This is a genomic window from Rhizobium lentis, from assembly GCF_017352135.1.
Taxonomy (GTDB): Bacteria; Pseudomonadota; Alphaproteobacteria; order Rhizobiales; family Rhizobiaceae; genus Rhizobium; species Rhizobium lentis.
This window is the reverse complement of sequence record NZ_CP071454.1, coordinates 1,960,957-1,984,124: the sequence shown is the minus strand read 5'-3', so window position 1 is coordinate 1,984,124 and position 23,168 is coordinate 1,960,957. Positions and strand designations below refer to the sequence as shown.

At 61.5% G+C, this 23,168-nt stretch carries 22 protein-coding genes; 15 read left to right on the top strand and 7 right to left on the bottom strand.

Features of this window, described 5'->3' with window-relative positions:
- Nucleotides 1-167: 167 nt before the first annotated feature.
- Nucleotides 168-584, top strand: coding sequence for a MarR family winged helix-turn-helix transcriptional regulator (locus J0663_RS09440; protein WP_207244128.1), 417 nt, complete (start codon nucleotides 168-170; stop codon nucleotides 582-584).
- 6 nt (nucleotides 585-590) lie between these two features.
- Here the strand turns inward: J0663_RS09440 and J0663_RS09435 are convergent, their stop codons facing one another.
- Nucleotides 591-2,978 carry a bifunctional diguanylate cyclase/phosphodiesterase gene (locus tag J0663_RS09435; protein WP_207244127.1) on the bottom strand — a complete coding sequence of 796 codons (2,388 nt, stop codon included), beginning with the start codon at nucleotides 2,976-2,978 and terminating at the stop codon, nucleotides 591-593.
- A gap of 210 nt (nucleotides 2,979-3,188) precedes the next feature.
- Here J0663_RS09435 and J0663_RS09430 point away from each other — a divergent pair, with 210 nt between their 5' ends.
- The 6 genes from J0663_RS09430 to J0663_RS09405 all read left to right on the top strand — a co-directional run bounded on the left by J0663_RS09430 (nucleotide 3,189) and on the right by J0663_RS09405 (nucleotide 12,471).
- Nucleotides 3,189-4,577: a dipeptidase gene (locus J0663_RS09430; RefSeq protein WP_207244126.1), complete on the top strand. Its 1,389-nt coding sequence runs from the start codon at nucleotides 3,189-3,191 to the stop codon at nucleotides 4,575-4,577.
- 397 nt (nucleotides 4,578-4,974) lie between these two features.
- Nucleotides 4,975-5,655: an SH3 domain-containing protein gene (locus tag J0663_RS09425; RefSeq protein ID WP_207244125.1), complete on the top strand. Its 681-nt coding sequence runs from the start codon at nucleotides 4,975-4,977 to the stop codon at nucleotides 5,653-5,655.
- A 574-nt stretch (nucleotides 5,656-6,229) separates the two neighbouring features.
- Entirely contained in the window at nucleotides 6,230-8,557 is a 2,328-nt protein-coding gene (locus J0663_RS09420) for a transglycosylase domain-containing protein (protein WP_207244124.1), read from the top strand.
- A gap of 249 nt (nucleotides 8,558-8,806) precedes the next feature.
- Nucleotides 8,807-10,723 carry a molecular chaperone DnaK gene (gene dnaK / locus J0663_RS09415; protein ID WP_207244123.1) on the top strand — a complete coding sequence of 639 codons (1,917 nt, stop codon included), beginning with the start codon at nucleotides 8,807-8,809 and terminating at the stop codon, nucleotides 10,721-10,723.
- Nucleotides 10,724-10,808: 85 nt separating this feature from the next.
- On the top strand, nucleotides 10,809-11,936 hold the full coding sequence (gene dnaJ / locus J0663_RS09410; protein WP_207244122.1) for a molecular chaperone DnaJ: 1,128 nt from the start codon (nucleotides 10,809-10,811) through the stop codon (nucleotides 11,934-11,936).
- Between the two features lie 334 nt (nucleotides 11,937-12,270).
- Nucleotides 12,271-12,471 carry a hypothetical protein gene (locus J0663_RS09405; RefSeq protein WP_207244121.1) on the top strand — a complete coding sequence of 67 codons (201 nt, stop codon included), beginning with the start codon at nucleotides 12,271-12,273 and terminating at the stop codon, nucleotides 12,469-12,471.
- Nucleotides 12,472-12,617: 146 nt separating this feature from the next.
- Here J0663_RS09405 and J0663_RS09400 read toward each other — a convergent pair whose 3' ends face one another.
- A complete protein-coding gene (locus tag J0663_RS09400; RefSeq protein ID WP_207244120.1) occupies nucleotides 12,618-12,983 on the bottom strand; it encodes a helix-turn-helix domain-containing protein in 366 nt (121 codons plus the stop codon).
- Nucleotides 12,984-13,384: 401 nt separating this feature from the next.
- Between J0663_RS09400 and recF the strand changes: the two genes are divergently transcribed.
- The 3 genes from recF to J0663_RS09385 are packed head-to-tail and all read left to right on the top strand — an operon-like array spanning nucleotide 13,385 to nucleotide 15,815.
- Entirely contained in the window at nucleotides 13,385-14,509 is a 1,125-nt protein-coding gene (gene recF / locus J0663_RS09395) for a DNA replication/repair protein RecF (RefSeq protein ID WP_207244119.1), read from the top strand.
- Nucleotides 14,506-15,330 carry a molybdopterin-synthase adenylyltransferase MoeB gene (locus tag J0663_RS09390; RefSeq protein ID WP_207244118.1) on the top strand — a complete coding sequence of 275 codons (825 nt, stop codon included), beginning with the start codon at nucleotides 14,506-14,508 and terminating at the stop codon, nucleotides 15,328-15,330. The genes recF and J0663_RS09390 overlap by 4 nt, the downstream gene beginning before the upstream one ends.
- Nucleotides 15,327-15,815: a GNAT family N-acetyltransferase gene (locus tag J0663_RS09385; protein ID WP_207244117.1), complete on the top strand. Its 489-nt coding sequence runs from the start codon at nucleotides 15,327-15,329 to the stop codon at nucleotides 15,813-15,815. The genes J0663_RS09390 and J0663_RS09385 overlap by 4 nt, the downstream gene beginning before the upstream one ends.
- Before the next feature lie 10 nt (nucleotides 15,816-15,825).
- Here the strand turns inward: J0663_RS09385 and J0663_RS09380 are convergent, their stop codons facing one another.
- Nucleotides 15,826-16,827 carry a 2-hydroxyacid dehydrogenase gene (locus J0663_RS09380; RefSeq protein WP_207244116.1) on the bottom strand — a complete coding sequence of 334 codons (1,002 nt, stop codon included), beginning with the start codon at nucleotides 16,825-16,827 and terminating at the stop codon, nucleotides 15,826-15,828.
- 186 nt (nucleotides 16,828-17,013) lie between these two features.
- Here J0663_RS09380 and J0663_RS09375 point away from each other — a divergent pair, with 186 nt between their 5' ends.
- Nucleotides 17,014-17,553: an SH3 domain-containing protein gene (locus J0663_RS09375; protein WP_207244115.1), complete on the top strand. Its 540-nt coding sequence runs from the start codon at nucleotides 17,014-17,016 to the stop codon at nucleotides 17,551-17,553.
- Here J0663_RS09375 and J0663_RS09370 read toward each other — a convergent pair.
- Nucleotides 17,546-18,538, bottom strand: a complete 993-nt coding sequence (locus J0663_RS09370; RefSeq protein WP_207244114.1) for an adenosine kinase — start codon at nucleotides 18,536-18,538, stop codon at nucleotides 17,546-17,548. The two genes, J0663_RS09375 and J0663_RS09370, sit on opposite strands and share 8 nt — an antisense overlap.
- Nucleotides 18,539-18,610: 72 nt before the next feature.
- Between J0663_RS09370 and J0663_RS09365 the strand changes: the two genes are divergently transcribed.
- Complete coding sequence (locus J0663_RS09365) at nucleotides 18,611-18,799, top strand: hypothetical protein (protein ID WP_207244113.1); 189 nt, start codon at nucleotides 18,611-18,613, stop codon at nucleotides 18,797-18,799.
- Nucleotides 18,800-18,955: 156 nt separating this feature from the next.
- Complete coding sequence (locus J0663_RS09360; protein WP_207244112.1) at nucleotides 18,956-19,903, top strand: AEC family transporter; 948 nt, start codon at nucleotides 18,956-18,958, stop codon at nucleotides 19,901-19,903.
- Nucleotides 19,904-19,978: 75 nt separating this feature from the next.
- Here J0663_RS09360 and J0663_RS09355 read toward each other — a convergent pair whose 3' ends face one another.
- On the bottom strand, nucleotides 19,979-20,542 hold the full coding sequence (locus tag J0663_RS09355; RefSeq protein ID WP_207244111.1) for a c-type cytochrome: 564 nt from the start codon (nucleotides 20,540-20,542) through the stop codon (nucleotides 19,979-19,981).
- 153 nt (nucleotides 20,543-20,695) lie between these two features.
- On the opposite strand from J0663_RS09355, the gene J0663_RS09350 reads away from it, so the two are divergent.
- Nucleotides 20,696-21,451 carry a 3-deoxy-manno-octulosonate cytidylyltransferase gene (locus tag J0663_RS09350; protein ID WP_207244110.1) on the top strand — a complete coding sequence of 252 codons (756 nt, stop codon included), beginning with the start codon at nucleotides 20,696-20,698 and terminating at the stop codon, nucleotides 21,449-21,451.
- Between the two features lie 12 nt (nucleotides 21,452-21,463).
- On the top strand, nucleotides 21,464-22,318 hold the full coding sequence (locus tag J0663_RS09345; RefSeq protein WP_064711858.1) for a prephenate dehydratase: 855 nt from the start codon (nucleotides 21,464-21,466) through the stop codon (nucleotides 22,316-22,318).
- A gap of 24 nt (nucleotides 22,319-22,342) precedes the next feature.
- On the opposite strand, the gene J0663_RS09340 is transcribed toward J0663_RS09345, so the two are convergent.
- Both J0663_RS09340 and J0663_RS09335 read right to left on the bottom strand, forming a co-directional pair.
- Nucleotides 22,343-22,711, bottom strand: coding sequence for a VOC family protein (locus J0663_RS09340; protein ID WP_097617236.1), 369 nt, complete (start codon nucleotides 22,709-22,711; stop codon nucleotides 22,343-22,345).
- Between the two features lie 133 nt (nucleotides 22,712-22,844).
- A complete protein-coding gene (locus J0663_RS09335) occupies nucleotides 22,845-23,105 on the bottom strand; it encodes a hypothetical protein (protein ID WP_207244109.1) in 261 nt (86 codons plus the stop codon).
- Nucleotides 23,106-23,168: the final 63 nt, after the last annotated feature.

The following is a 23,168-nucleotide window of genomic DNA, read 5'->3' as shown; positions in this document are numbered from 1 at the left end:
ATTTTAAAGTCGCCATGGCCAAACCTCCAGGTCATGGCGACTTTTGTTTTTCAAGGCTCCAGGAAATTCCGATCGCGACCGGCATTTTTTTGGAAGGTCCTATGCGATTTGCTGCATTGTCTCCGGCGTGGTTTTGAGCCTAATTTGCAATCATGGGATTTAACCGCATGGATTCGGGAGCTTACCTTGCCAGCCAGCTGGCGAAGGGTTTTGCCCGCTCGCTGCACCAGCGCGCGGTCGGGCTCGGTTTCTCTCCCGGCCAGTTTCCCATCCTGCTGGAACTCTGGGCCGAGGACGGGCTGACGCAGAAACAGCTTCTCGAGCGAGTCGCTATCGAGCAGGCGACCATGGCCAATACTTTGTCGCGCATGGTCCGCGACGGGCTGATCGAGCGCCGGCCGCATCCCTCCGACAAGCGGGCGCAGCTGATCTTCCTGACGCCGAAGGCCCGCGCCATGGAAGCTGAGGCGATCGAGAGCGCCCGCGAGGCGGACCAGGCGCTGTTTAAAGGCTTTCGCGGATTCGAGCGCGAGCTGACGCTCGAATATATCCGCCGGCTGCTGGAAAACGCCAAGGCGCTTTGACCGGCACTACTCGCAGGCAAGACGCGTAGCTCGCCTCCATGGTATCGGCCGCGCGTCGGCGTCAGCCGTCGAGGACAGGAGTCTTTTACGGGCGGCGAGCTTGATGCTCGGCTCGATATCCGGCTTTCCGAGCAAAAAGCCCTGTACCTGGGCGCAGCCTTCTTCGAGGACGATCTGCCGCTGCGTCTCGGTTTCGACGCCCTCGGTCACGACAGGCATGCCGAGACTGTGGCCGAGGCCGATGATGGCGCGCACGATAGAACGTGCGGCCGCGTCTTGCTCGAGCATGCCGGTGAAGCTGCGATCGACCTTGATTTTGTCGAACGGGAAGGTCCGCAGGTTGGAAAGCGAGGAAAAACCGGTGCCGAAGTCGTCCATGACGATGTGAACACCCAGGCTGCGCAGCCGTTGCAGCGTGGCCATCACCCGATCGCGATCACGGATGAGAGCTGCCTCGGTGATCTCGATCTCCAGCCGGTCGGGCGCGAGCCCTGTTTCCTCGAGGATCGCCTCGATTCGCTCAGACAGGTTCGGCAGCATGAACTGCACCGGCGAGACGTTGACGGCGATCGTCAGTGGATGCGACCAGCGCGCGGCCTCTGTACAGGCCTGCTGCAGCACCCATTCGCCGAGCTGGACGATCGAGCCGCTTTCCTCCGCGATCGGAATGAAGACCTCCGGCTCGCTTATGCCATGGCCCGGCCGGTTCCAGCGCATCAGGGCCTCGTAACCGCTGATCTCGCCGCTCTGCGCATCGAGAATCGGCTGATAGCTGACATGGATCTGATTGCGGGTGATGGCGTGGCGCAGTTCGCTTTCGATCTGGCGGCGGGCTCGCGTGGCCTCATCCATCTCCGCATCGAAGAAACAGGCCTTGCCGCGGCCACCGTGCTTGACCCGATAAAGTGCGATATCGGCGTTGTTGCAGATCTCGTCTGCATCGCTTCCGTCGGCCGGATAAAGGGCGATGCCAAGGCTGACGCCGACGGCGGTCGGGTCGCGCGCCGTATCCATCTCGACGGCGAATTCGTCGAGGATCGCGGCTGCGAGCTTCTGCGCGGCCGCCGGTTGCTGTCCGGCGGGCTGGATGATGGCAAACTCATCGCCGCCGAGGCGGGCGATCGTATCGCTTTCATCGGCCACGCGACGCAGGATCGAGGCGACCTTGCAGAGGATGCGGTCGCCCTCGGCGTGGCCGAAAACGTCGTTGACGGTCTTGAAGCGATCGAGATCGATATAGAGGAGCGCAACCTCGCTGTTCTTTCGTTCGGCCATCTGGAGCGCCTGGCGGATGCGCGTGTCGAACAACGACCGGTTCGGCAGGCCGGTGAGACCATCGTGGTGGGCGAGATGTTCGATCATCTCCTCGGCCTGTCTGCGTTCGGTCAGATCGCGCACCGCCAGCACGTCGCAATTATGCCCGCGATAGACGATCCTGCTGGTGTTTACCTCGACGGCGATGTCCTTGCCGTTCCTGGTGTTGAGCAATGTTTCGCCAGGCCCGCTCTGCCCCTGGATAGCGGTCAAGGCGACTGACGGCGCCTTGCCGACAAGATCGGCGAGCTTCCAGCCGGAAAGGCCTTGGAAGCGTTCATTGGCATCGATGATCCGGCCTTCCCGCAGGATCAGCAAGCCCTCCTGGGAGGCATTTGCCAGCCCTCTCAGATCCGTCAGGTGGCTTCCGATAAACACCACCGCGATAGCCGTCAGAATGAGGGCCGTCGCCGCGACCACGACGATCGCAGCCAGCAGGCTGGTATCGAGCACCGTTGCCGGGACCTCTTTGCCGGGATCCGGGACGAGCGTGATGCTCGCCATCGAAATGAAGTGGAGGGTGCAGATTGCAAGGACGAAGGTGACCGACGAGGCTAGGAGCCGCCTGGCTCCGTTCCACTGGAAGAAGGCGTGGAAGGCAGCGCTCGACAGCAGCGCTCCAGCCAGAACCGCAGTCAGCGTCATATAGGGATCGTAGAGAATCACCGCCTGAGTCTCGATCGCCTGCATGCCGGTCAGGTGCATCGAGGCAATGCCGAGCGCCATCAGGACGCCGCCGCCGATGCGCGAAAATCTGCCGCTGCTTTGCGAAGCGACGCGAATCGCCACCCACGAACCGACAACCGACAGCAGGAAGGAAAGCGCCGTCAGGCCCAGCTGGTAGGTGATCGGCATGCCGCCGTCATAGGCCAGCATCGCGATGAAATGCGTTGCCCATACGCCGGTGCCGAAGGCGAAAGCCGACGCGCCGATCCAGAGCTTGCGCCGCCCCGTATCACATCCTTGAGCGCGGGAAAGCGGCAGCATCGCCGCCATCGCGCCAACCAGGCAAACCGCGGCCGCCGCAAGCACCAGCCGCCAATCGTGATCATCCCGAATACATGTAATGACCGAAAACATCCGTCCCCCGAACAGCTGAATACGGTCACGTTATTTCGGTTATGCTAAATAACCGTAAATTGAATTAGAATGTTCTTCTATATTGTCGCGGTAATCTTCTTGCACCCGATCCTGACATGGTCGCGTTCGCGCCGCCCATTTTGCTTTTCCGCCTCGCCTGCTTTCCTGCTTTGGTCTATCGTCCGGCCGAATTTCAAAAAGGAGTCGAAAATGACGGATCTACAACAGGTGCTTGCACGCGCGGATCAGAACCTTTCCTCGAGTCTCGAAAAGCTTTTCGAGCTTCTGCGCATCCAGTCGATTTCTACCGATCCCGCCTACAAGGCCGAATGCCGGAAGGCCGCCGAATGGCTGGTCGCCTATCTCGAAGGCCTTGGCTTTACTGCCTCGGTGCGCGACACGCCGGGCCATCCGATGGTGGTCGCCCATCATGCCGGCGCTTCGGCCGACGCGCCGCATGTTCTTTTCTACGGTCACTACGACGTGCAGCCGGTCGACCCGATTGAGCTTTGGGAAAACGATCCCTTCGAGCCGTCGATCAAGGAAGTCGGCAATGGCCGCAAGATCCTGACCGGTCGCGGCACTTCTGACGACAAGGGCCAGCTGATGACCTTCGTCGAGGCCTGCCGCGCCTATAAGGAGATCAACGGCGCGCTTCCCTGCCGCATCACGATTCTCTTCGAGGGCGAGGAGGAATCAGGCTCGCCGTCGCTGAAGCCTTTCCTTGAAGCCAACGCCGCCGAGCTTAAGGCCGATTATGCGCTTGTCTGCGATACCGGCATGTGGGACCGCGATACGCCGGCCATCGCCGCGGCGCTCCGCGGCCTCGTCGGCGAGGAAGTGACCGTGACGGCCGCCGACCGCGACCTGCATTCCGGTCTCTTCGGCGGCGCGGCAGCAAATCCGATCCATATTCTCGTCAAGGCGCTTGCCGGCCTGCATGACGAGACCGGCCGCATCACGCTCGAGGGCTTTTACGACGGCGTCGAGGAAACGCCCGACAACATCAAGGCGTCCTGGGAAACGCTCGGCAAGACCGCCGAAAAATTCCTCGGCGAAGTCGGCCTTTCCATTCCCTCCGGCGAAAAGGGCCGGTCGGTGCTGGAATTGACCTGGGCGCGGCCGACTGCCGAAGTCAACGGCATCTGGGGCGGATATACCGGCGAAGGCTTCAAGACGGTCATCGCCGCCAAGGCCTCGGCAAAGGTTTCGTTCCGGCTCGTCGGCGCCCAGGATCCGACCGCTATCCGCGAGGCCTTCCGCAGCTATATCAGGTCGAAAGTTCCGGCCGACTGCTCGGTCGAGTTCCATCCGCATGGCGGCTCGCCGGCGATTCATCTCTCTTACGACTCGCCCCTTCTGACCAAGGCGAAGACGGCGCTTTCCGATGAATGGCCGAAACCTGCCATCGTCATCGGCATGGGCGGCTCGATCCCGATCGTTGGCGACTTCCAAAAGATGCTCGGCATGGAATCACTGCTCGTCGGCTTCGGTCTCAGCGACGACCGCATCCATTCGCCGAACGAAAAATACGAGCTTGTTTCCTACCACAAGGGCATCCGCTCCTGGGTGCGGATCCTTCAGGCGCTTGCCGGCTGACCGGCAATGGCGTGCCTTGCGCCGGCCACCAAAATCAAAACAAAAGGCCGGTCGCCCGGCCTTTCGTCCTCCGCCCGGCTCGGTGCCAGTTCATCCGTGGTCAAGGAGCAAGCGGGTATTGGCGTCAGATTGCCGCCTGAAGGTTAACAGACGGTTAACGATGCTCTCATGAGGCACCCTCGAGGGGACCATGAGAGCGCACCCGAAGTGGCGCACAAATCTCCCCGCCGTTCAAGCTACGTTCATCGCGCTCGACCTATAAGGTTTTGAAAGACAAAGCGAACGATGACGCCCTAACAAATGCCGGCGATCGCTCTATCTTTTGTTCCAGATGGCATATGCCAAGGAAATGCAGCCGAGCGCTGCCTGAAAAACACGCCAACGAGGAGTGAGAAGCGTGAGAAACCTCATCGTCAAAATCGCCGCGGCCGCGCTGCTTGTGCTTGGGCCAGCCGTAGCGCAGGCCGCCGAGGGCTACTCGACGGCGAACGTCAACATGCGTGCGGGTCCCAGCACCCGATATCCCGCCGTCGCCGTCATCCCCGCCGGTTCATCCGTCGAAATCCGCGGATGCCTTTCCAACGTCAACTGGTGCGACGTCGAATTCTACGGCGGCCGCGGCTGGGTTTCGGGCCAGTACGTGCAGGCAGTCTACGGGCAACGCCGCGTTTATGTAGGTCCGGAATATTACCGTCCGTTGGGCATTCCGCTGGTCACCTTCAGCGTCGGCAATTATTGGGACCGTTACTACCGCCATCGCGATTTCTATCGCGAGCGGGACCGCTGGAGCCGCGGCCCGGACTACTATTACCGCAACCGCGACCGTGATTATTATTACCGCGACCGCGACCGCGATTATCGGGATCGGGACTATCGGGCCCGCGAGTACCGGGAACGCAACCGAGACTGGCGCGACGACGACCGCAGAGAGGAAGTCCGCCGGCCCGAACGTCGAGAAACCGACACGAATTTCCGGGACCTGCCGCAGTTCAGAGGCGGTAAGGCCGACACCTACAATCGTCCGGATCCAAGGGCTTCGCCTTTCGTCTGCCGTCCGGGCGATCCCAAGTGCGACTGAAAGGTCGGGGCGGCAGCGATGCCGCCCTTTTCTCAACAGCACTCATCAAGCACGGAGCCAAGAAAAAGCCCGGCGCTCCTTGGGGGGATGCACCGGGCCTGATGTCGATCGGCGCGCGTTGAGGGGAGACGGCCGATCATAGGCGGGACTTGAGGGGTTGTCCCGCTTCTGCATAAACAATCGTCGAGCCTATTGGTTCCGCTCGCCGCGTAATTCCTTAAATCAGCGATCCCATTTGATTGGGTGCAACGCGTCCAGGGGCTCTGGGGTGATAATCGTGCGGCTTTCGCGGCAACACCGATCTGGCGCCGGCTTTCATCTGGGCAAGTGGGAATAGCTCCGTGGCTTTTCGCCCTTTAACACCCCGTTAAATCGCCGCAATTACAGTTCAACCGGATGATCGCGTCGCCCGTTGCATAGTTCCTTGAACCGGAATCGATTTAAGGACGAAATTATGCAGCACTTCAAAGTGCTACAGCGTCCTTTGCGTCTCTAAGGAGACAGGCGGCGCTGTAAAGGGCGCCGTTATGCGAAGTGGGCTTCGCGATCGAACAGGGGATGCGACCGGTCCGCGATGGCAGGCAGAAGCAAATCAGGCGACAGAATTGAACCGTCCTTCAGCGGCCGCCCGGCCCGTGACGATGATTCGTTTTCGCTCGATGCCGATGATCGCGTTGTCGCAAGCAGATCCACGCGACGCGGCGGTTCCAAACCCCCGCCGCAGCGTCTGGCCCGCCAGCGGCGGCGAGAGCCGCGGGAGCGTGAAGGCGGCGGCTTTTTCGGCTTCCTGCGCGGTGTGGTCTACTGGTGCGTCGTGCTTTTCATCTGGGCCGGCATCGGCGTTGCCGGACTTGTCGTCTATTACGGCTCACGCATGCCGAGCGCCAGCACATGGGCGATCCCCGAGCGGCCGCCAAACGTCAAGATTACCGCCGTCGACGGCAGCGTCATCGCCAATCGGGGCGCCACCGGCGGCGAGGCGCTGTCGCTCGAAAACATGTCGCCTTATATACCCGAAGCCGTCATCGCCATCGAAGATCGGCGTTTTTATTCACATTTCGGCGTCGATCCGCTCGGCCTCGGCCGGGCGATCGTCACCAATTTCACGGCCGGCCACATGGTGCAGGGCGGTTCGACGCTGACGCAGCAGCTTGCCAAGAACCTGTTTCTCTCGCCGGAAAGAACGCTGGAACGCAAGGTACAGGAGGTGCTGCTCGCGCTCTGGCTGGAGCAGAAATATACCAAGGACCAGATCCTTGCCATGTATCTCAACCGGGTGTTCTTCGGATCGAATGCCTATGGCGTGGAGGCGGCCTCTCGCCGCTACTTCAACAAATCGGCGCGGGATGTGAACCTCGGCGAGGCCGCCGTGCTGGCAGGCCTGCTCAAGGCGCCGTCGCGACTTTCGCCGGCCCGCGACGCGGAAGCGGCGAATGCGCGCGCCCAGCTCGTGCTCACGGCGATGCGCGAGCAGGGTTTCATCACGGATTCCGAGGTCAAGACAGCGATGTCGCAGACTCCGGCTTCGGCCAAGAGCTACTGGTCGGGTGCCGGGCATTATGTCGCCGACATGGTCATGGACGAGTTGCCGGGCCTGATCGGCGACGTCAAGGAAGACATCGTCGTCGACACGACCATTGACAAATCGCTGGAAAAGAAGGCCGAGCAGTCGCTGGTCGACGTGCTCGACAAGGAAGGCGGCAAGCTCGACGCCTCGCAGGCGGCCCTCGTCTCGATCGACGGCACCGGGGCGATCCGGGCGCTCGTCGGCGGCAGGGACTATGCGACGAGCCAGTTCAACCGCGCCGTCAAGGCCAAGCGTCAGCCGGGCTCCTCGTTCAAGCCCTTCGTCTACGCCGCGGCGCTGGAAAAAGGGCTGACGCCTTTTTCGGTGTTCAATGACGCGCCGATCCGCATCGGCGACTGGACGCCGGAGAATTACGAGAAAAAATACAATGGCGAAGTGACGATTGCGACCGCACTCGCCAAATCGCTGAACACGGTGGCTGCGCAGCTTGTGATGTATGACGGGCCGGACCAGGTGATCAAGCTCGCCCACCGGCTCGGTATCGAAAGCGAGCTGCAGCCGAACGCCTCGATTGCACTCGGGACATCCGAAGTGTCCCTGATGGAACTCACCGCCTCCTATGCCGCCTTCATGAACGGCGGCTACAAGGCAACGCCGCACGTCATCCGTCGCGTAACGACCGCCGAAGGCAAGGTGCTCTACGAAAACACCTATGACAGTCCGCCGCGCGTGCTCTCCGAGCAGATCGCAGCGCAGATGGATGCGATGATGATGGGCGTCATCGACAACGGCACCGGCAAGAGCGCCAAGATCCCCGGCTGGCAGGCGGCGGGAAAGACCGGCACGACGCAGAATTCGCGCGACGCGCTTTTCGTCGGCTTCACCAGCAATCTCACCACCGGCGTCTGGTTCGGCAATGACGACGGCAAGCCGATGAAGAAGGTGACCGGCGGCGGTTTGCCCGCCAAGGCCTGGAAGGAATTCATGGTCGCCGCCCACAAGGGTCTTTCGCCGGCGCCACTCTTCGGCAACGGCCAGCTGATCGATAATCCGAACAATGGTCAGCCGATGGCGCAGGCAGCGCCGGACGGCGGGCAGCCGGTCACGGCCGAAGTGCCGCCCTCGACGACGATCGGCGGCATCATTTCCGGCGTCTTCGGCGGCAACGAAAATGCCAACCGCTATCCGCAGGCGCCCGTCCGGCAGCAGACGGCACCATCGCGAAATGGTCCTGTTCCGCCCGCCGACCTTGCCGACGGCGATGGGTCCGGTTATGGAAACGTGGTGCCGCCCGGCGATGTCGGAACGCCGCAGGCGACCTCCTCGGTGCAACCGCGGCGCACGACCCTGCTCGATCTGATCATGGGCCAATGACATCATTGCTGCATCGCCTGCGAGAAGCTGAGGAGATCTCTTTCCCGGCTGCCATCAAAATTGAAGGCAACACATTCGTTTTGCTGGATTCCGGGCTATTTCCCGCCTTGCAGTCCAGAAAACCGCTCCTTATATACGCCGCATCACCGCAATCACGATTGCGTAATCGCAAGTAGACCCATCCCGTAAGGGGCTGTCAGGGAAATGCCTTCTGGGGGTTCCGACAGCTTGCTTCAAGGAGAGAATGACATGGCAAAAGTAATTGGTATCGACCTTGGAACGACGAATTCCTGCGTCGCAGTCATGGACGGCAAGGACGCGAAGGTCATCGAGAATGCGGAAGGTGCGCGGACCACCCCTTCCATGGTGGCCTTTTCCGATGATGGCGAGCGCCTCGTCGGCCAGCCGGCCAAGCGCCAGGCGGTCACCAACCCGACGAACACCCTCTTTGCAGTGAAGCGCCTGATCGGCCGCCGCTACGAAGATCCGACCGTTGAGAAGGACAAGCATCTCGTCCCCTTCAGCATCGTCAAGGGCGACAATGGCGACGCCTGGGTCGAAGCCAATGGCAAGGGCTACTCGCCCGCACAGATTTCCGCGATGATCCTCCAGAAGATGAAGGAAACCGCTGAATCCTATCTCGGCGAAAAGGTCGAGAAGGCCGTCATCACGGTTCCCGCATACTTCAACGACGCGCAGCGCCAGGCAACCAAGGATGCCGGCAAGATCGCCGGGCTTGAAGTTCTGCGCATCATCAACGAGCCGACTGCTGCCGCGCTCGCCTATGGCCTCGAAAAGAAGGAAGGCAAGACGATCGCCGTCTACGACCTCGGCGGCGGCACCTTCGATATTTCCATCCTCGAGATCGGCGACGGCGTCTTCGAAGTGAAGTCCACCAACGGCGATACCTTCCTCGGCGGTGAAGACTTCGACATGCGTCTCGTCGAATATCTCGTTGCCGAATTCAAGAAAGACAACGGCATCGACCTGAAGAACGACAAGCTTGCCCTGCAGCGCCTCAAGGAAGCCGCGGAAAAGGCAAAGATCGAGCTTTCGTCCTCGCAACAGACCGAAATCAACCTGCCGTTCATCACGGCCGACGCTTCCGGCCCGAAGCACCTGACGCTGAAGCTGACCCGCGCCAAGCTCGAGAGCTTGGTCGACGACCTCGTCCAGCGCACAATCGCGCCCTGCAAGGCGGCTCTCAAGGATGCCGGCGTCACCGCGGCCGAAATCGACGAAGTCGTTCTGGTCGGCGGCATGAGCCGCATGCCGAAGGTGCAGGAAGTCGTCAAGCAGCTGTTCGGCAAGGAGCCGCACAAGGGCGTCAACCCCGATGAAGTCGTCGCTCTCGGCGCCGCCATCCAGGCCGGCGTTCTGCAGGGCGACGTCAAGGACGTTCTGCTCCTCGACGTGACCCCGCTGTCGCTCGGCATCGAAACGCTCGGCGGTGTCTTCACCCGTCTGATCGAGCGCAACACGACGATCCCGACGAAGAAGAGCCAGACCTTCTCGACTGCCGAAGACAACCAGCAGGCTGTCACCATCCGCGTTTCGCAGGGCGAGCGCGAAATGGCTGCCGACAACAAGCTGCTCGGCCAGTTCGACCTCGTCGGCCTGCCGCCGTCGCCGCGCGGCGTGCCGCAGATCGAAGTCACCTTCGATATCGACGCCAACGGCATCGTGCAGGTTTCGGCCAAGGACAAGGGCACGGGCAAGGAACAGCAGATCCGTATCCAGGCTTCCGGCGGCCTTTCCGACGCCGACATCGAGAAGATGGTGAAGGATGCCGAATCCCACGCCGCCGAAGACAAGAAGCGCCGCGAGGCGGTGGAAGCCAAGAACCAGGCCGAAAGCCTGATCCATTCGACGGAAAAGTCGCTCAAGGATTACGGCGACAAGGTTTCGGAAGCCGACCGCACCGCGATTTCGGATGCGATCGCCGCGCTGAAGACGGCATCGGAAGCCTCCGAGCCGGATGCCGACGACATCAAGGCCAAGACCCAGACCCTGATGGAAGTGTCGATGAAGCTCGGCCAGGCAATCTATGAAGCACAGCAGGCCGAAGGCGGCGCTGCTGCCGATGCCTCCGCGGAAGGCGGCGACAATGTCGTCGACGCCGACTACGAGGAAATCAAGGACGACGACCGCAAGAAGTCCGCGTAATCCGCGGCGGCGTGGTAATGCTTCAACACCTGATCCGGCTGCTCACCATGGCAGCCGGAAATCCATTTCCGGGGTTTAATCCTTAATGGCAAAAGCGGACTTTTACGAAACTCTGGGTGTAGCCAAATCGGCAGACGAGAAAGAGCTGAAGAGCGCCTTCCGAAAGCTGGCGATGAAATACCATCCGGACAAGAACCCGGATGACAAGGAAGCCGAGCGGAAGTTCAAGGAAATCAACGAAGCCTATGAGATGCTCAAGGACCCGCAGAAGCGGGCAGCCTATGATCGTTATGGCCATGCGGCCTTCGAACATGGCGGCATGGGCGGCGGTGGCGGCGGTTTTGCCGGCGGTGGCTTCTCCGACATCTTCGAGGATATTTTCGGCGAGATGATGGGCGGCGGACGTGCGCGCCAGCGCTCTGCAGGAGGCCGCGAGCGCGGCGCCGATCTTCGCTACAATATGGAAATAACGCTGGAAGAGGCCTTCTCCGGCAAGACGGCGCAGATCCGCGTTCCGACTTCGATCACCTGTGACGTCTGTTCGGGTTCGGGCGCCAAGCCCGGCACGCAGCCGAAGAACTGCGGCACCTGCCAGGGCACGGGCCGCGTGCGCGCCGCACAGGGCTTCTTCTCGATCGAGCGGACCTGCCCGACCTGCCACGGCCGCGGCCAGATCATTCCCGACCCGTGTCCGAAGTGCCACGGCCAGGGCCGGGTGACGGAGGAGCGTTCGCTCTCGGTCAATATTCCCGCCGGTATCGAGGACGGCACGCGCATCCGTCTGCAGGGCGAAGGCGAAGCCGGAACTCGCGGCGGACCGGCGGGCGATCTCTATATATTCCTGTCGGTAAAGCCGCACGAGTTCTACCAGCGTGACGGAGCCGATCTCTATTGCGCCGTCCCGATCTCGATGACGACAGCCGCTCTCGGCGGGACCTTCGACGTGGCGACGCTCGACGGCACCAAATCCCGGGTGTCAGTGCCTGAGGGCACACAGGCGGGCAAACAGTTCCGTCTCAAGAGCAAGGGCATGCCGGTGTTGCGTTCGGCGCAGACGGGTGACCTCTATATCCAGATTCAGATCGAGACACCACAGAAGCTCACCAAGCGCCAGCGCGAGCTGCTGCAGGAATTCGAGCAGATTTCCTCCAAGGAGAACAATCCGGAGTCGACGGGTTTCTTTGCCCGGATGAAGGAATTCTTCGAGGGCTGAGCGGCAATCAGGATATCCATTTCGAAAGCCGGGGACGCAAACGTTCCCGGCTTTTTTCGTCGCACCGACCCATTTTGGAACATGCGTCTGCAATGCCGGCCGATTTGTGCCGCATTGAGACGGCAGCGCTATGAAAGTCGACTGGCGTTAACGCAGCCGGATGATGGCGCTTGCAAGTTTTTCAAATGAATTCAGTCTCTGTCGCCAGCGCATTACCGGAGGATCGGAATCGGTTTTCGAGGGGTCAGGCGCAAGTAGAGTGACGGAGTGTCCTTGGCTTGTCCTGCCGGGCGCTGCGCTCTGTTCGGGAATAACCAAAGCAAGAGTAACTGCCATGGCGCCAGCCTTCTCCTCTCAGCATGACGATGTCGACGTTCTCGCCGGCGCCATTTACACATGGTGCGCCGAGCGCAACATCAAGCTTCGCAGCCAGCAAGGTCTTTCGATCGCCAATATCGCGATCGATCTCTATCATGCCGGCCATCAGACGCAAGACGACCTGCTGATGGCGCTGCACGAGCGCGAGTTTCACTGACGCATTCGTGATCGGACGCGGGTTGCTGCGGCGGGCTTCAGGCCTCTGATCCCGCTTGCTTCTCCGAGGAACCCCCAGGCGAGAACAAGCGATCCGCAAGCGCTTCATCCAGACCTTCAGATAAACGAAGACGCTGATTACCAGCATCAAGCGGCGTTTTCGGCCACCTGTGCACTCATGAGGGCGAGAATGGTCTTGACCGCTTCCTTGCCTGCGGGCGAATTCAGCTTGTCGTAACTCAAGGCCAGCGCATAGGCGTCGGGGCTGAGCTCGATGCGGTTGCCAATTTGCGGCACATCGGTTCCTTCAAAAAGGACGGAAATCTCGACATCGAGAAACACGGCGATCTGGTGCAGCTTGCTGGCGGAAACGCGGTTCGTTCCCTTTTCATATTTCTGGACCTGCTGGAAGGTCAGTCCGAGTGCTTCACCAAGCTCGAGTTGGGAAACACGGCGAATGGCGCGAAGCTGCCTTATGTTGCGACCAACGATAATATCAACCGGATCTGGCACTTCTTCTTTCTCTCATACACAAACGTTTCATTTACCATATCGTTTCCGCCGAATAACTCAACCCAGCAGTTGCAAAATTCAACCGACTTTTTCTGGGCTTTACGTTACGTAAGCGGCTTCGAACCGATGTCGAAAAACCCCTGCTGTCCAGGCGGTTCGAAGGCGACGGCAATGGCCGTCGGTGGTGAAGCATGCGGTGTCGGATCACCGTCGAGGCGGTTGTATTTTCAGGGAATTCAGAAAAAAGCGTACCGAAAGGTTCCGGAATAAGCCCTCGTTGACAGAGCATTCGGCAACGTCCTTCTGCCTATTTTGCGTCTGAACCGTGGCAACCGAGCCGCAAGCCTTGCCATCGACGCGCCTTCGGCTTAGCTGTCACGCTTCACCAACCTGGACATGCGATGCCGCACAAGGTTTCTCTTTCCCGTCTGAAGCTGACAGACTTCCGTAATTATGCGGCGGCGAGCCTTACACTCGACGGTCGGCATGCCGTACTGACGGGAAACAACGGCGCCGGCAAGACCAATCTCATGGAGGCCGTCTCGCTGCTTTCGCCTGGCCGCGGCCTGCGCCGCGCAGCCTATGGCGACATTACCCGGGTCGGCGCGGTCGGCGGATTTTCGATCTTTGCCGCCGTGGACGGCATGGAGGGCGAAGTCGAGATCGGCACCGGGATCGAAACCGGCGAGGAGAGCACCGCGCGCAAGCTGCGCATCAACGGCACGCCGGCAAAAACCGCCGACGAGCTGACAGATCATCTGCGGCTTCTCTGGTTGACACCAGCGATGGACGGACTCTTTACCGGCACCTCCTCAGACCGGCGTCGCTTTCTCGACCGGCTGGTGCTGTCGCTCGATCCCGCTCACGGCCGCCGCGCCAGCGATTTCGAGCGCGCCATGCGCAGCCGCAACAAATTGCTGGATGAAGGCCGCTTCGACCCGTCCTGGCTTGCCGGCATCGAGGAGCAGATGGCAAGCCTCGGCATCGCCATGGCACTGGCCCGCCAGGAGATGCTCGGCCTCCTAACCCGGCTGATCGAGGAATCACGCGAAAATTCCCCCTTCCCCTCGGCGTCGCTGCAGCTCTCGGGTTTCATGGATGGCCAGTTCTCGCGCCCCTCGGTCGATCTCGAGGACGACTATGCGGCGATGCTGGCGGAGAGCCGTTACCGGGACGCCGGCGCGGGACGCACGCTGGAAGGGCCGCACCGGGCCGATCTGATCGTGCACCACCGCGAGAAGGCGATGGAGGCGGAGCGGTGTTCCACCGGCGAGCAGAAGGCGCTGCTTGTCGGGTTGGTGCTTGCGCATGCGCGGCTCGTCGGCAATCTCACCGGCCATGCGCCGATCCTGCTGCTCGACGAGATCGCCGCGCATCTCGACGAAGGCCGCCGCGCCGCGCTGTTCGACCTCATCGACGGGCTCGGCGGACAGGCTTTCATGACCGGAACCGATCGGGCGATGTTTTCGGCGCTCGGCGAAAGGGCGCAGTTCTTTTCCGTCGCAGAGGGAAGGGTGTTCGAATGACAGAGGCAGCTTTTCCCGGTGTCCGGGGTCATGCTAAGATCGGCGCCATGGAACCTCTCGGCCCGGATGAAATCGCCCGGTATCACCGACACATCCTGCTGCCCGAGATCGGCGGCGCAGGACAGCAGAAATTGAAGGCCGCCCGGGTGCTCGTCATCGGCGCCGGCGGTCTCGGCGCGCCGATCCTGCAATATCTTGCCGCAGCCGGTGTCGGCACGCTCGGCATCGTCGATGACGACCGGGTGTCACTAGCCAACCTGCAGCGCCAAGTGATCCATGATTCCGGCACGATCGGCGAGCTCAAGACCGAGAGCGCTGCCCTTGCCATCGCCAGACTTAACCCGCATGTCCGGCTCATCCGCTTCGAGGAGCGCTTCTGCGGGGACACCGCCCGCCGCCAGTTGTCCGGCTTCGATCTGCTGATCGACGGTTCCGACAATTTCGACACACGTTATGCCGCCGCCGATGCGGCGGAAGAAGCACGCATCCCCCTCGTCACCGGCGCCGTCGGGCGTTTCGATGGCTCGCTGACCGTTCTCAAGCCCTATGAGAGTGCCGAGGACGGCACGCCCAATCCCGGTTATCGCGACCTGTTTCCGGAGGCGCCGCCGGCGGGAGTGATCCCCAGCTGTGCCGAGGCTGGCATCATCGGTGCGCTGACCGGCGTCATCGGCACGATGATGGCCATGGAGGCGATCAAACTCGTCACCGGCGCCGGCGAGCCGCTGGTCGGGCGGCTGCTGCTCTACGACGCACTGTCGGCCCGGTTCGACACGGTCCGCTACCGGCGGCGGCGCCCCCGGCAGAGGCAGGCCGGATGACGATCGTCCGTCTCGACCAGGCCTTCACGCGCTGGGACGAGCTGCTGGCGCTCATCCTCGCCGCCTTCGCCCCGATGAATGGCAGGATCGATCCGCCATCCTCCGCACTTAAGCTGACGACGGAGTCGCTCGCCGAAAAGGCCAGGGCCGAGATCGGTCATGTCGTCATCGACGATGACAGGCTGATTGGCTGCCTCTTCCTGCGGCCGGAGGCCGATTGCCTCTATATCGGCAAGCTTGCCGTTCTTCCGGGCCTGCAAGGCAAGGGCCTCGGCAAGCGGCTGCTGATGGTTGCCGAGGAGACGGCCGCAGCGCTCGGTCTTTTTGCTTTGCGGCTGGAGACACGTATCGAGCTCACGGAAAACCACGCAGTCTTTGCCGCCTGGGGATTTACCAGAACCGCGGAAAAGGCGCATTCCGGCTTCGCCAGAACGACCTTCGTCGAGATGCGAAAGGCCCTTCCGCTCCCGGTTCACCTCGCCTGAGCTCCAGCCATCAACGGCCGGGCAACACCCGGTTGGGCGGCCTGTGGCCGTCGATGAAGGTGCGGATATTGATGATGACCTTGTCGCCCATGTCGATACGGCCTTCGATCGTCGCCGAACTCATATGCGGCAGCAGCACGACCTTGCCCTCATTGGCGAGCTTGACCAGCTTCGGGTTGACGGCCGGCTCATTTTCGAAGACGTCGAGACCGGCACCGGCGATCTTGCCCTCCCTCAGGCACTTGATCAGCGCTGTTTCGTCGACCACATCGCCGCGCGCGGTGTTGACGATGTAGGCCGTCGGCTGCAAGAGCGCGAGCCGGCGCGCCGAGATCAGATGGAAGGTTGCCGGGGTCGACGGGCAATTGATCGAAACGATGTCGACGCGGGCGAGCATCTGGTCGAGGCTTTCCCAATAGGTCGCTTCCAGCTCGTCCTCGACGGCCGGATTGACGCGCTTGCGGTTGTGGTAGTGGATCGAAAGGCCGAAAGCCTTGGCGCGGCGGGCGACCGCCGTGCCGATTCGCCCCATGCCGACGATGCCGATGCGCTTGCCGTGAATGCGCCGGCCGAGCATCCAGGTCGGAGACCAGCCGGCCCATTCGCCCGGCTTGTCGGTCAAAACGCGCGCCCCTTCGCCGAGCCGTCTCGGCACCGCGAGAATCAGCGCCATCGTCATGTCGGCGGTATCCTCGGTCAGGACGTTCGGCGTGTTGGTGACGGTGATGCCCTTGCGGGCCGCCGCCTCGACGTCGATATGGTCGGTGCCGTTGGAGAAGCTCGCAATCAGCTTCATCTGCGGTCCCGCCTCATCGATCAGCGCCGCGTCGATGCGATCGGTGACGGTCGGAACCAGCACGTCAGCCGTTCTCACGGCGGCGATCAGCTCGGGAACGGAACGCGGCGCGTCGTCGATATTGAGCTCGGCATCGAAGAGCTCCCGCATTCGGGTTTCGACGGCATCCGGCAGCTTGCGGGTGATGTAGACCTTCGGTTTTTTCTTCGCTGTCATGGCTGCCTGCGGTGCCTTGTTCAGAGGTCTTTAACCAAGAGGGGTGATAATTTTCCCATTCCGGGCAATTTCTACCAGACCCGCACGCGAAGACAAACAAAACTCGTGGTGCAGCCGGGGAATGTCAACGCCCGGAGCGCGTGCAGGTTTAGCCTGGCCCGCGAATTCGAGCAAACGGAAACCTCCATGCGCAGCAAAGTCCTGAAGTCCTGCCTCGTTCTTGCGATTGCTCTGGCCACATCGGTGGGCACCCTGGAATTTGCTCATGCGCAAGCGGCCAAGGGGCCGAGCGGCCTGCCGTTGCCGCGATTCGTCACATTGAAATCCAAGCGCGTCAACCTGCGCATTGGCCCGGGAACGGAATACGCCGTTTCGTGGATGTATCTGAAATCCGGCCTGCCCGTGGAAATCATCCAGGAATACGACAACTGGCGTCGCATCCGTGATGCCGACGGCACTGAAGGCTGGGTCAACCAGTCGCTGCTATCGGGTCAGCGTGCCGCGATTGCCGCGCCCTGGATGAAGACGAAGGGCAAGGGCGTCTATGTCAATCTGCGCCGCGACGCGCAGCCCTCCGCCTCGATCGTCGCCAAGCTGGAACCCGGTGTGATGGTGACGATCGGCGAATGCAACGGCGACTGGTGCCACGCAGAAACCGACGGCGCCACGGGCTGGGTGGCGCAGTCGGAGATCTGGGGCGCCTATCCCGGCGAAGCCTTCAAATAAGCCCTGCCTGTTTGGCGGCCTCGGACAGCGAGGTCATCGGGCGAGGCCCGATCTGCTGGATGACGATGCCGGCGGCAAGACAACCGAGCTTGCCGCAATCCTCCAGGGACCGTCCCTGCGTATAGCCGTAAAGGAAGCCCGAGGCGAAGAGATCGCCGGCGCCCGTCGTATCCACCACTTCCCTGATCTTGATCGCATCGACGTAATAACGCTCGCGGCCCTTCAGGATGACGGCGCCGTCCTCGCTCATCGTCACCGCGGCGATCTTGCAATCGGCGGCGATCCGGTTCAGCGCCTCTTCGAAATCATCGGTCTCGTAAAGCGACAGTGCCTCCTGGCGATTGGCGAAGACGATGTCGACCTTGCCGGACCGCATCAGGTCGAGGAATTCGCCACGATAGCGCCCGACGCAGAAGCTGTCGGACAGCGTCATCGACATTTCGCGGCCGTTTTCATGGGCGATGCGGGCACAATCGAGAATCGCTTCCTTGGCGCGCGGCGGATCCCAGAGATAGCCTTCGAAATAGGTGACCTTGGCGTCGGCGACGACATCGGCCTCGACATCCTCGGGGCCGAGTTCGACGCAAGCGCCGAGATAGGTATTCATCGAGCGTTCGCCGTCCTCGGTGACGAAGATCATCGAACGCGCCGTCGGCGGAAAGGTGCCCTTCGGCTGCGTCTGGTAATGGACGCCCTGGGCACGGATGTCGTGCGTGAAGATCTCGCCGAGCTGATCGGCAGCGACATTGCCGAAATAGGCGGCCTTGCCGCCGAGGTTAGCCACGCCCGCCGCCGTGTTGCCGGCGCTGCCGCCTGAGGCTTCGAGCGCCGGTCCCATGCGCGAATACAGAAGTTCGGCGCGTTCGGCATCGATGAGGTTCATCGCCGCCTTGGTGATCTGGTTGTCAATGAGGAACTGGTCGTCGCAACGTGCAATGATATCCACGATCGCGTTGCCGACTGTCAGAACATCGAATCTTGTCATGAAATGGGGAGTCCCGGATTTGTGATAGCCGGGATCCGGTCTTAGCGAAATTTCCGCGGTTTGGAAGGATAAATGGTGAATGCGCATCTATTCTTCGCAAAAGTGCCGCTTCTTCGTCATGCCCATGTCATCTTCGAAATCTACAGATGCTCGCAAGAAGACCGGCATGAGCAGCTTCCAGTTGCAGCCGGGCGTACGAGGGATGATCCCTTCGATCTTCCCGGCGCGATGCTGACCACGGATGAACTGGCAGTTTCGTGATCCGGATATCCGGCAGGGGCCGGAGCGGAAAAGCGGGCTGTGCCCGCTTTTTTTGCTTTGCTGATGGCTCAACTGCCGGATTGGCGGGTGTTTGCCTTTTCAATCCGGACGGTTTGCTGGTAGAGGTGAGACCTCCCGCGCAAAGCAGCCTCTTCCATGTCAGCCATCATTCTCGACGTCCTTCCCATCTTCATCCTGATTCTCATCGGCTGGGTGATCGTTCGCAGCGGCTTGATGGCGTCGAATGTCGGTGACGCGCTCAGCGAATTCGTCTTCAAGATCGCCGTGCCGCTTCTGCTCTTCCGCACCATCGCCGAAGCCGACTTCCACGGCGCCTCCCCTTTCCGGCTCTGGATCGTCTATTTCTCCGGCGTCGCCATCACCTGGACCGCCGGGCATATCGCCGCCACGCGGCTTTTCGGCCGCGATGAACGGATCGGCGTTCTCGCCGGGGTTTCCTCAGCCTTTGCCAACAACGTCTTCATCGGGCTGCCGCTCGTTCAGCGGACCATTGGCGACGAAGGTCTGGTGGCGCTATCGATCCTGCTTGCCGTGCATCTGCCTGTCATGATGGTCGCCGGAACAGTGCTGATGGAGCACGCAGAGCGCAAGATCGCCGGTAAAAGCGACCGCAGCATAGTGTTCGTGCTTCGCCAGATCGCCATCAATCTCATACGCAATCCGCTGGTGATCGGGCTGGCGGCCGGCATGGCCATGCATCTTTCCGGCCTTACCATGACGGCGACGCTGGCGACGGTCGTCAATCAGATCGCCGGCATTGCCGGCCCGGCGGCGCTGATCTCGCTGGGGATGGCGCTGGAGAGGTACGGCGTCTCCGGCAATTTCGGCATTGCCAGCGTGACTTCGGGCCTGAAGCTGCTGCTGCTGCCGGGTTGCGTTTGGGCGGCGAGCCATCTCCTCGGCCTCAGCCCTGCATGGACGGCCGCGATCGTGCTGACCTCATCGGTGCCGACAGGCGTCAACGCCTGGCTGATCGCCAACCGGTTCGGCATCGGCCACAGCCTCGCCGCCTCGACGATCACGGTAACGACCGCGCTCGGCGCCATCACGGTCTCACTCTGGGCCTATTTCCTCGGCGCCTGAGCGTGTCGCGCAGAAGGTGCAGCAAAAAGCCCGGCTCACCGGCCGGGCTTTGAACAGTATGCGATTGTGCTGCGTTCACTGCGTTGCGGTATTCGGATCCGGCAGCGGTACCGGCGAATCGGCGAGCGTGTGCAGGTAAAGGATGACGTTGGCGCGATCCTGATCCTTCGCCAGGCCCGCGAAGCCCATCGCGGTGCCGGGAACATCCTTCTTCGGCGCCAGCAGGAACTTGTTGAGGAATTCGAAGGTCCATTTTTCGCTGCCGCCCTTCGAAAAATCCTTCATCGCGGAGGAATAGGCGAAGCCTTCATGCGAGGCGATCGGGCGATCTACGACACCAAAGAGGTTAGGACCGACCTTGTTCGGTCCCCCTTTGGTGGCGTCATGACAGGCCTGACACTTCTTGAAGACCGCTTCGCCGGCCTTGGCGTCTGCAGAGGCAAGCAATTGTGCGATCGGAACGGCCGCGGCAGGCGCAGCTTCACCATCGGCGGTGGGCGCCTCTTCGGCAACGATCGCGAAACCTTCCTTTTCCGGCGCTTCGGAATGGAAGATCCCCTCGGACGCGATGGAGACCGACATCAGAACGAAAATCGTTCCGAGCAGCGCCCCCACGGCCGTATTGACGTATGAATTCATCTGCAATGCTCCCCTTGCAGCCGGCAGACCAGAACCGGACCATCTTGAAATCGCGCGGAACCTATGTCTTTTGGCGGATCGTTGCAACTGTCTAAATGGTCTAGTGCGTGAGACTTTTTGACACTTTTCAGCCCGGAATAGAAGGCCCGAACAATGCGTGATTCAAATTTAGACGACGTGCTCGTGCTGATCCCGGCGCGCATGGCCTCCACCCGGCTTCCGGGCAAGCCGCTCGCCGACATTTGCGGCCTGCCGATGATCGTGCAGGTGGCGATGCGCGCGCGCGAGGCGGCGATCGGCCGCGTCGTCGTCGCCGTCGACGACCAGCAGGTGCTCGATACGATCGCCGCCGCCGGCTTCGAAGTCGTCATGACCAGCAAGGATCACCAATCGGGCTCGGACCGGATCTTCGAAGCGCTGACGAAGGTCGATCCCGATGCAAAGGCGAAAATCATCGTCAACGTCCAGGGCGACCTGCCGACGATCGAACCGGAAACCGTACGGGCGGCTTTGCGCCCTCTCGACAACCCGGCGGTCGATATCGGAACGCTGACGACCGAAATCGACAATGAGCCGGACAAGACCGCTCCGCACATCGTCAAGATCGTCGGTTCTCCCGTCTCCGACACGCGTCTGCACGCGCTTTATTTCACAAGGGCGACCGCGCCTTCCGGCAAGGGGCCGCTCTACCACCATATCGGCCTCTATGCCTATCGGCGCGCGGCGCTGGAACGGTTCGTCGCGCTCGGTCCCTCGACGCTCGAAAAGCGCGAATCACTGGAACAGCTCAGGGCGCTGGAGGCCGGCATGCGCATCGACGCCGAGATCGTTGACACGGTTCCGCTCGGTGTCGATACTTCCGCCGACCTCGAAAAGGCACGGCGCATCCTCTCCGCAAAGTCGAACTGACGGAATCACCCCATGAATATCAAGACCAACAGGATCGCCTTCCAGGGTGAGTTCGGCGCCAATTCCGACATGGCCTGCCGTGACATGTTTCCGACCATGGAGCCGCTGCCCTGCCAGACATTCGAGGATGCGTTCACCGCGGTTGACAATGGTGATGCCGATATCGCGATGATCCCGATCGAAAACACGATTGCCGGGCGCGTCGCCGATATCCACCATCTGCTGCCGGAATCGCGGCTGCACATCATCGGCGAATATTTCATGCCGATCCGCTTTCAGCTGATGGTGCTTCCGGGGGTAACCAAGGACGAGATCCGCACGGTACACAGCCACATCCATGCGCTCGGCCAGTGCCGCAAGATCGTGCGGGCCCACGGCTGGAAGCCCGTGATCGCCGGCGATACGGCGGGGGCGGCAAAGCTCGTCAAGGAAACCGGTGATCGCTCGATGGCGGCGCTTGCGCCGCGGCTTGCCGCCGATCTCTACGGACTGGAGATCGTCGCCGAAAATGTCGAGGATACGGAAAACAACGTCACCCGTTTCGTCATCCTGTCCCGCGACGAGGAATGGGCGCAGCGGAGCTCGGCGGAGGAAAAGGTCGTCACCACCTTCGTCTTCAACGTCCGCAACATCCCGGCCGCGCTCTACAAGGCGCTCGGCGGTTTTGCCACCAACAATATCAACATGACGAAGCTGGAGAGCTATCAGCTCGGCGGAAAATTCGTGGCGACGCAATTCTACGCCGATATCGAAGGCCATCCGAACGACCCGAATGTTCGCCGGGCATTGGAGGAACTGCGCTTCTTCTCGGAGAAGGTACGCATCCTCGGCGTCTACAAGGGGCATGCGATGCGAGGCCTGCTTTAGCACAGGCCTCGCGAGTGACCGGGATCATTTATCCGGCTCGCAGACTCTGAGGCGATGACCGTCCGGATCGAGCACGACGAAGGTCGGGCCGAAATCCAGTTCGGTCAGTTCTTGGGCGATCGGCAGGCCACGCTGGCGCCAGTCCTCATAGTGGTTGGCGACGGCGTTTTCCCCCGCCACCATGAAAGCCACCTCGCCGCGGTTGCCGATGGCCGACGGTTGTGGCTCGACCTTGCTGCGCCGCCAGAGACCGAGCGTGAAGCCGCCATCAAGCGGGAAGGCGACGAAATTCGGCGCCTCCACAGCCGGTTCACGGTTCAAGAGGTTGCGGTAGAAGCCGGCGCTTTCGGCCGGGTCCTTGACGTAGAGGATTATCAGATTGGGGCTGGTCATTTCGGTTCTCCCGTTGCTGCAGTTTGGTTTGCGATAGGCCTATTGCTGCCAATTCATGGCAGCAGGAAACAAAAGGCGCCGCAAAAGCAACGCCCCGTTCTCGTCAGGTGGATGAGTTGGACAATCAGATAGCTTAGAGTGCGAACCGGTCCTGGTGGCGCGGGCTGCGTCCATCCATGAAGCCGAGGTCGCGCTTCCGGTGATCCGGTACCGCCTCGATATCGAGGCTGGTATGGTTTGCCGCGCCAATCCGAAGGACTTTCATGACCAGGCGCAGCAGGCCGGAGTGCGCCGACTGCCGAACGTCTGCAAAAGTTTCGGCCGAAATAATGTCTGCAAAACTATCGGAGGCGAAGCGCTCGCCGGCCGGTTGAATGACTGGAGGCGTTACCATGATCAGTGCTCCTTCCCAAGCGCATCGGCACGATGCACAGAACCTGGATGCCACTGCGTCCTT